Origin of the sequence: Streptomyces sp. NPDC127197 (assembly GCF_042672405.1) — a bacterium.
GTDB classification, from domain to species: domain Bacteria; phylum Actinomycetota; class Actinomycetes; order Streptomycetales; family Streptomycetaceae; genus Streptomyces; species Streptomyces flavusporus.
This window is the reverse complement of sequence record NZ_JBHXVG010000005.1, coordinates 404,630-412,777: the sequence shown is the minus strand read 5'-3', so window position 1 is coordinate 412,777 and position 8,148 is coordinate 404,630. Positions and strand designations below refer to the sequence as shown.

The window sequence follows — 8,148 nt, the reverse complement described above, 5'->3', positions numbered from 1 at the left end:
GAGCAACGCCCAGCGCCTGCCCGGGAGCGTCAGTGCTCACTCATGCACGTCAGAACACACTCCCGCGCAGTCAAACCCGAGCAGTTCCCAACCCCCGGGCAAGCCGGCTACGCGGAGGCCCGGCGTACCAGAGTGGTCGGCAGGACCACGCCGGGCGAGGGGGCTGCGTCGGTGTCGTCGGCGTTGCGGGGGTCCAGGCGGCGCAGCAGGAGGCGGGCCATCAGGCGGCCCATCTCCTCGATGTCCTGACGGATCGTGGTGAGCGGCGGGTCGGTCTGCTCGGCGACGGGCAGCATGTCGTCGAAGCCGATCACGGCGACGTCGTCCGGCACGCGTCGGCCGCGCTCGCGCAGCACCCGCAGGGCGCCCGCGGCGGTGAGATCGTTGGCGGCGAACACGGCGTCCAGGTCGGGGCAGCGGTCGAGGAGTTCGCGCATCGCCCGCTCGCCCCCGGCCGGGGTGAAGTCGCCCTCGACGACGAGCCGCGGGTCGGCCTCGGCCATGACGTCCCGGAACCCGTCGAGCCGGTCCACCGCGGAGGTCTGGTCGAGGGCGCCGGTGATGTGCGCGATGCGCGTACGGCCCAGGCCGACGAGATGGCGTACGGCCGCGCGGGCACCGCCCCGGTTGTCGCTGTCGACGTACACGGCCCGGGGCGTGCCGTCGCTCCAGCCGGGCCGCCCGCCGAACACGGTCGGGACCCCGGCGCCCCGGATCAGGCCGGGCAGCACGTCGTCGAGGTGCAGGGAGAACACCAGCGCCCCGTCGACGTGCCCGCCGGCGAGATAGCGGCCGACGCGTGCATGGTCGTCGCGGCCCTCCGTGAGCAGCAGCACGAGCTGGTTGTCGTGGGCCGTCAGCTCCTTGCTGATTCCGCGGAGTTGCAGCGCGAAGAAAGGGTCGGCGAAGACGCGCGTCTCCGGTTCCGCGATGACGACGGCGACGGCGTCATGGCGTCTGGTCACGAGGCTGCGGGCCGCCTGGTTGGGGACGTACCCGAGTTCCTCGACCGCCCGCCGGACGCGTTCGACGAGGGGTTCGCGGACCCCGTCCCCGCCGTTGACCACCCGCGAGACGGTGGCCCGGGACACCCCGGCGCGTGCGGCCACGGCCTCCAGCGTGGGGCGCGTCACTGCCTCGGTCACTTCGGGACTCCTCACCGGCGACTGCGGATCAGGATAACCGCAGGCCGACGGGGAGGTGAGAGCGCTCTCGGCAACCGTCAGTGCTCGTGCGAGGAGTGGTCCGGTGCGTGTGCCGTATGGCCCGGAATGGTGCCGTCCGGCTTCTTCACCAGGAAGAGGCCGACCATCCCCATGTCGGAGTGGCTCTGCACATGGCAGTGGTACATCCACGCGCCGGCGCCCACCCCTTCCCCCGCGATCACCTGGAAGCCGAAGGAGTCCGCAGGGCCCACGATCTTGTTGTCGATCACCTGGCTCGGGTCGTCGGGGCCGGTCAGCATGCCGGTGCGGTTGTCGGCCCAGCGGTGACCGTGCATGTGGAAGGTGTGGTAGTACTCGCCGTGCGTGATCATCACGAACTCGATGCGGTCTCCCACCGTGGCCTCGAAGTCGGGACCGGTGGGCAGGTTGTTGATCGTCATGTCGTTGAAGACGATCGTGTAGGTGCGGTCCGGAAGGATGTCGCCCTTCCTGCGGACGATCACCGGTCCGTACAGCCCCTTCCGGATGCCGCCCGTCCCGTGCTCCGTGCCCACCACGTGGTCGTGGTAGTGCCAGTAGCCCGCACTGCCCGCCCGCCAGGTGCCGTCCGGCCGACGGCCGGGGGCATGGGTGCGCCAGGTGTAGGTGCGGGTGCCGCCCGGCTCGACGTGACTCCGGCTCAGTTTCGTGCCGTCGCTGGATATCTCGTAGTCCAGGCCGTGTACGTGCAGGCTCGCCGTCACATCCGTCGTGTTCTCGAACTCGATGTGCACCGTGTCGCCCTCGTTGAGCTCGATCAACGGCCCCGGGATCGTTGCCTTGCCCTTTTCGAAGCCGTAACCCAGCTGTCCGTCGGCGAGCTTCTCGGCGTAGATCTTGAGGTGTCTCACCTCGCCGCCCGCCGAGGCCTTTCTGGCCGGTTCGGTGGCCGGTGTCGCCTCCGAGGCCACGGACAACGATGTCGCGACGGCCGCGCCGCCCAGGAGGACCCGCCGGTTGAAGCTACGTCTGTCCATGCCGAACTCCCCAATTCCGGTACGGAGTTCGAGACGGTAGCGGGACCCACGGCGTTTATCCACACCCAGGACAAAGTTCGTTCCGTTGCGGTCATACCTATTGGCGAACCGCGCAAAGAGGTCTAGCTTCCTAGGCGCTGTTGCTGTGACCGACGAGGGGTGGGTGACCACATGCGGTCCACATCGCACCACAGACCCATGGGTTTACGAGAGTTGAGCAGAAAAAGGGCTGGAAGGCGTGCCTGGACGGCCGCCCTGACGGCCGGATTCGTCACTGCGGGCCTGCTCTCCGGCTCCGCAGCGGGCGCACTCCCGGCACCGGATCCGTCCCTGACAACGATGTCCGTCAAGTCGCCGCCCGGCGGCGCGAATGTGCGTGTGCTGATCTTCTACGGGTCCGCGGCACCCGGCGACGAGTCTCCGGTCGTGAACGCCGGTATCGAGGCGATCGAGCGGATCGGTCTGTCCGGTCCCGCCGGACAGCGCTTCAAGGTGGAGGCCACGGACGACGCCTCGGTCTTCACCAACGGGACCAGACTGGGCCGTTACAACACGATCGTGTTCCTCACCGGCGGCGGAGACGTCCTGGACGCGGAGCAGGAGGCCGGCCTGGAGACCTACATGGAGGCGGGCGGCGGGTTCGTCGGCATCCATGACGCGGCCCGCGCGGAGCCGTACTCCGACTGGTTCACCGGTCTGGTCGGCGCCCGCCCGGCCTCCTCCAGCTCAACCTCGGTGCAGCGGGCGACAGTTGAGGTCGGCGACCGGCGGCATCCGGCCACCAAGGACCTTCCGGTGACCTGGAAGCGCCCCGACCAGTGGCCGAACTGGGTGAAGAACCCCTCGGGCGAGGTGCACACGGTGGCGCGGGTGCGCGAGTCGACGTACCAGCCCGGCGCGAGCGCCAACGGGTGGGACCACCCGATCAGCTGGTGCCGCGACTACGACGGCGGACGCTCCTTCTACACCGGCATGGGCGGCACGGTGTCGTCGTACGACGAGACCGACTTCCGGGCGCACCTGCGTGGTGCCCTGCTGTGGACCACCCGCCTCGTGCAGGCCGACTGCAAGGCGACGATCAACGGCAACTACAAGGCGGAGCGGCTGACCAAGCCCAACCAGCCCGGCCAGAACGACCAGATCGGCGAGCCGCACGGACTGGTCACCGCCCCCGACGGCCGCGTCCTGTACATCGGGCGCGGCGGCGCCGACAGCTCGCAGCCCGTGGTCACCGACTGGAACAACCCCGACATCGGCAAGGGCAAGGGCGAGATCCATGTCTACGACCCGAAGACCGGGCAGGTCACCCTGGCGGGCGCGTTGACGGTCTTCGGCAACAAGGGTGGCGGCGACGAGCTGGTCAAGGTCGAGGAGGGCCTGCTCGGTATCGAGCTGGACCCGCGCTTCGAGGAGAACGGCTGGGTGTACCTGCACTACACCCCGCACGCGCAGATCAACCGCGACACGCGGATGGCCGAGCGGCGCGTCTCCCGCTTCACCCTCGACCTCGCCACCAACAAGCTCGACCTGAGCAGCGAGAAGGTGCTGCTCAAGTGGCCGGTGCAGATCCACAGTTGCTGTCATGCGGGCGGCGGGATGGCTTGGGACTCCAAGGGCAACCTCTACATCGCGACCGGCGACAACAACTCCAGCCGCTTCAGCGACGGCTACTCCGGCAACAACCCGGAGCCGGACTACAAGGGCGTGTCCTTCGCCGACGCGCGCCGCACCGCCGGCAACACCAACAACCTCAACGGCAAGATCCTGCGCATCCACCCGGAACCCGACGGGACGTACACGCTCCCCGAGGGCAACCTCTTCACCGGCCGGGAGACCGACGAGGGCGGCGGGAAGACGCGCGGCGAGATCTATGTGATGGGGGTCAGGAACCCGGCCCGCATCTTCGTCGACAAGACGACGGACATCCTGTACGCGGGCTGGGTCGGCCCGGACGCCTCGGCGCCGTCGACGACCTGGGGCCCGGCCAAGTACGACACCTTCGCCGCCATCGCCAAGGCGAGCAACCGGGGCTGGCCGTACTGCATGGGCAACAAGCAGCCCTACCGGGACCGCAATCTGCCGGATCCGTCGAAGCCGCTCGGCTGGTACGACTGCGACCACCCGAAGAACGAGTCCCCGAACAACGACGGTCTGGTCAACCTGCCGCCGGTCACCGGCAACAACATCTGGTACTCGCCCCAGGGCGGCGCCCCGGACTTCCCGCGTGACGCGAACGGCATCCCCTCCTACAAGCAGGAGGAGGCCACCTACCGGCTGCCGTGGCTGAAGGGCGGCGGGCAGGCCGCGATGAACGGGCCGGTGTACCGGTACGACGACGTGTCGGCGACGAGTGACGTCAAGTGGCCGGCGTACTGGGACGGCAAGTGGTTCGTCGGCGACTTCTACGACGCCGACCAGCCGCGCAACGCCGTGCTGATGGATCCGAAGACCCTGGGTGACGGCGGGCTGCCGGTGCACTCGGAGTCGCTGAAGAAGATCGTGCCGGTCGGCAACGACGGCATCAAGAACCTCATGGACTGGAAGTTCGGTCCGGACGGAGCGCTGTACGTCCTCGACTACGGGCGCGGCTTCTTCACCTCGGACGCCAAGTCGGCCCTGTGGCGCGTGACGTACCAGGGCGGCGGGCCCACGCCGGCCGCCGACCAGCTGGCAAGGGGGGCGCAGTGAGACGCCAACGAAGAATCTGGACGGCCCTGCTGGCCGCCGTACTGATGATGCTGGGGCTGCAGTCCACGACGGCGGCCGGACAGCAGGAACAGGCCGCAGCCGACCAGGTCCTCACCTGGACCGCGGGCAACGACATCGACAAGTACACGTCGGCGCCCGCGACGGCGGTGGCCGGCCCGGCGACGATCGTCTTCGAGAACAGCGTGGCCACCGGCAACACCACCGGAATGCCGCACACGCTGACGTTCGTCACCTCCGACCCCGAGTTCAACAGCGATGTCCAGCTGAACATCCTGGCCAACCCCAACGACGACCAGGGCGGCCGCCACACCGCCGAGGTCACGCTCACTCCGGGCCGCTACTTCTACCACTGCACGATCCCCGGCCACGGCCAGATGCAGGGCATCCTCGTGGTGACCGAGGGCAGTGGCGAGGACACCACGGCGCCCGAGGCGTCGGCCCAGGTCAGCGGGGTACAGAACGCGCAGGGTGAGTACGTCGGTTCGGCGAGTGTGACGGTCGGGGCGACCGACGACACCGGCGGATCCGGCGTCGACCGGATCGAGTACGCGACCGGCGACACCGGCGCCTGGCAGCCGTACACCGCCCCGGTCGTCGTCGACCAGGTGGGCAGCCACAAGGTCCGCTACCGGGCGTTCGACAAGGCGGGCAACGTGTCCGCCGAGAAGAGCGTCGAGTTCACGGTCGTCCCCCCGCCGACGGACGACACGACACCGCCTGAGACCTCGGCGACGGTGAGCGGCGAGCAGAACCCCGACGGCACGTACGTCGACATGGCCACGGTCACCGTCACCGCCTCCGACACCGGCTCCGGGGTCAACACCATCGAGTACGCGATCGGCGCGTCCGGCGCCTGGCAGCCGTACACCGGCCCGGTGATGGTGCATCAGACCGGCACGCACACCGTCCGCTACCGCGCCACCGACAAGGCGGGCAACGCGGCGGCGGAGAAGAGCGTGGAGTTCACGGTGGTCGCCGCGCCCGAGGAGGACACCACGCCGCCGGTGACGGGCGCGACCGTGGAGGGCACCCGGAACTCCGACGGGGCGTACGTGGCGAACGCCAAGGTCACCATCAGTGCGACGGACGGGGCGGGTTCGGGTGTCGCGAGCGTCGAGTACTCGCTCGACGGCGGGCCCTATCTCGCCTACACGGCGCCCCTGGTCGTCGACCGTGCGGGCCCGCACACCGTGGCCTACCGGGCGAGCGACAAGGCGGGCAACACCTCCGACGCCCGGACCGTCAGCTTCACGGTCGTGGCGGGCGGGGTGCCCGCGCCGCCCTGCCCCGAGTACGACGAACGGCTGACCGTCATCGTCGGCACGGTCGACTCGGGTGTGCCCAACCGGGTCACGAACAACCGGTGCCGCATCAACGAGCTGATCGAGGACGAGAAGGAGTGGACGTCCCACGCGCTGTTCCTCAAGCATGTGAAGACGGTCCTGGACAAGCTCCTCAAGGAAGGCGTCGTCGACCAGCGCGAGTACAACGCCATCACCAAGGCGGCCCGGCAGTCCGGCATCGGCAGGCCCGGCCAGACCGAGGGCTACCGCACGATCCTCGACGGCACCGCGGACTCCTTCGCCAAGTGGCAGCACGTGGGCGGCGGTTCCTTCGCGCCGAACGCCGACGGGTCGATCACCAGCGGCACCACGAAGGCGGGCCTCGGCATGCTGTGGTTCCCACAGCGCAAGTACGGCGACTTCTCGCTCCGGCTCCAGTGGCGGGACGACGCTCCCGGCACGGGCAACGCCAACTCCGGTGTGTTCGTGCGCTTCCCGTACGTCCATGACCACCCGGAGGAGTCACGGCCGGAGTGGGTCGCCATCAAGTACGGGCACGAGGTGCAGGTGCTCGACCGGCCCGACGGCGACATGTACAAGACGGGGTCCGTCTACGGCTTCGACCGCGTGGGCCTGGCCGGCGCGGGTGTGACGCAGAAGGGCATCTGGAACGACTACGAGATCCGGGTGGTCGACCAGCACTACTCGGTCTACCGCAACGGCGTGCTGATCAACGAGTTCGACAACATCGGCGGCCAGGACTTCGTCCCGCCCCGCGCCGACGACCCCGGCACGGACGGGCGGCGGTTCGCCTCCGGCTACATCGGGCTCCAGGTGCACGGCACGACGGATGTGATCTCGTACCGGGACATCCGGATCAAGGAGTTGTAGGTCCCGCTCTGCGGGCTCTGCTCGGCTGTACCCGCTTGGGCTCCCCCGGCATCTTGGGGTAGTCGGGCGGGTACGGCAGATCGCCGAGCCCGTGATCGCGCTCGTCCCTGTCGGCGAGCTCCAACAGCGCGTCCAGCGAGAAACGGTGGTCGTCCATGTCCGCGTGCACATCGCCGAGTTCGGCGAAGCGCGCGGGCATGGTCGCGAGGTCGAAGTCCCGGGGGTGGGCGTCGCCGACCTCCTCCCAGCGCAGGGGCGCCGAGACGGGGGCGTGCGGGCGGGGGCGTACGGAGTAGGCGGAGGCGATCGTGCGGTCCCGCGCGGCCTGGTTGTAGTCGATGAAGATCTTCTCGCCTCGCTCCTCCTTCCACCACTTGATCGTGACGTACTCCGGCATCCGGCGTTCCATCTCCCGGCCGACCGCGATGGCGGCCCGGCGGACCTGGGTGAAGCTCCAGCGCGGCTCGATGGGGACGAACACGTGCAGGCCGCGACCGCCGGAGGTCTTGGGGAAGCCCTGCAGCCCGCCGAACTCGGCGAGAAGGGCGCGCAGTTCATGGGCGGCGCGGACGGCGTCGTCGTAGTCGGTGCCGGGCTGCGGGTCGAGGTCGATGCGGAGTTCGTCGGGGCTGTCGACGTCGTCGCGGCGCACCGGCCACGGGTGGAAGGTGAGGGTGCCGAACTGGGCGGCCCACAGGACGGCGGCCTCCTCGGTGGGGCACATCTCGTCGGCGCTGCGGCCGCTGGGGAAAGTGATGCGGGCGGTGGGGATCCAGTCGGGCATGTTCTTGGGCGCCCGCTTCTGGAAGAAGGACTCGCCGGTGACGCCGTCCGGGTAGCGCTCCAGGGTGGTGGGGCGGTTGCGCAGGGCGCGCAGGATGCCGGGGCCGACGGCCTGGTAGTAACGGGCGAGGTCCAGCTTGGTGAAGCCGCGCTCCGGGAAGAACACCTTGCCGGGACTGGACAGTCGTACGGTCCGGCCGCCCGCCCGGAGTTCCACCGCTTCGCCCATGCGAGCCACGGTAGGCCCAGCCCGGGTCCCGCGCACACCGGGCGGGGGGTGCCCGCGTGGCGCAGAATCAA

The 8,148-nt window shown here is 69.5% G+C and carries 5 protein-coding genes; 2 read left to right on the top strand and 3 right to left on the bottom strand.

Annotation, left to right across the window (positions count from 1 at the left end; translation table 11 throughout):
• Positions 1 to 107 precede the first annotated feature (107 nt).
• Both ACFVJQ_RS11280 and ACFVJQ_RS11275 read right to left on the bottom strand, forming a co-directional pair.
• On the bottom strand, positions 108 to 1,145 hold the full coding sequence (locus ACFVJQ_RS11280) for a LacI family DNA-binding transcriptional regulator (protein ID WP_385510035.1): 1,038 nt from the start codon (positions 1,143 to 1,145) through the stop codon (positions 108 to 110).
• Positions 1,146 to 1,222: 77 nt separating this feature from the next.
• Positions 1,223 to 2,182, bottom strand: coding sequence for a multicopper oxidase domain-containing protein (locus tag ACFVJQ_RS11275; protein ID WP_385510034.1), 960 nt, complete (start codon positions 2,180 to 2,182; stop codon positions 1,223 to 1,225).
• A 198-nt stretch (positions 2,183 to 2,380) separates the two neighbouring features.
• On the opposite strand from ACFVJQ_RS11275, the gene ACFVJQ_RS11270 reads away from it, so the two are divergent.
• A complete protein-coding gene (locus tag ACFVJQ_RS11270) occupies positions 2,381 to 4,870 on the top strand; it encodes a ThuA domain-containing protein (RefSeq protein WP_385782808.1) in 2,490 nt (829 codons plus the stop codon).
• Positions 4,871 to 4,914: 44 nt separating this feature from the next.
• The gene (locus ACFVJQ_RS11265) at positions 4,915 to 7,065 is read left to right on the top strand and encodes an OmpL47-type beta-barrel domain-containing protein (RefSeq protein WP_385782843.1); all 2,151 of its coding nucleotides are present in this window, start codon (positions 4,915 to 4,917) and stop codon (positions 7,063 to 7,065) included.
• Here the strand turns inward: ACFVJQ_RS11265 and ligD are convergent.
• Entirely contained in the window at positions 7,052 to 8,077 is a 1,026-nt protein-coding gene (ligD, locus tag ACFVJQ_RS11260; protein ID WP_385782805.1) for a non-homologous end-joining DNA ligase, read from the bottom strand. The genes ACFVJQ_RS11265 and ligD overlap by 14 nt on opposite strands.
• Between the last annotated feature and the right edge of the window lie 71 nt (positions 8,078 to 8,148).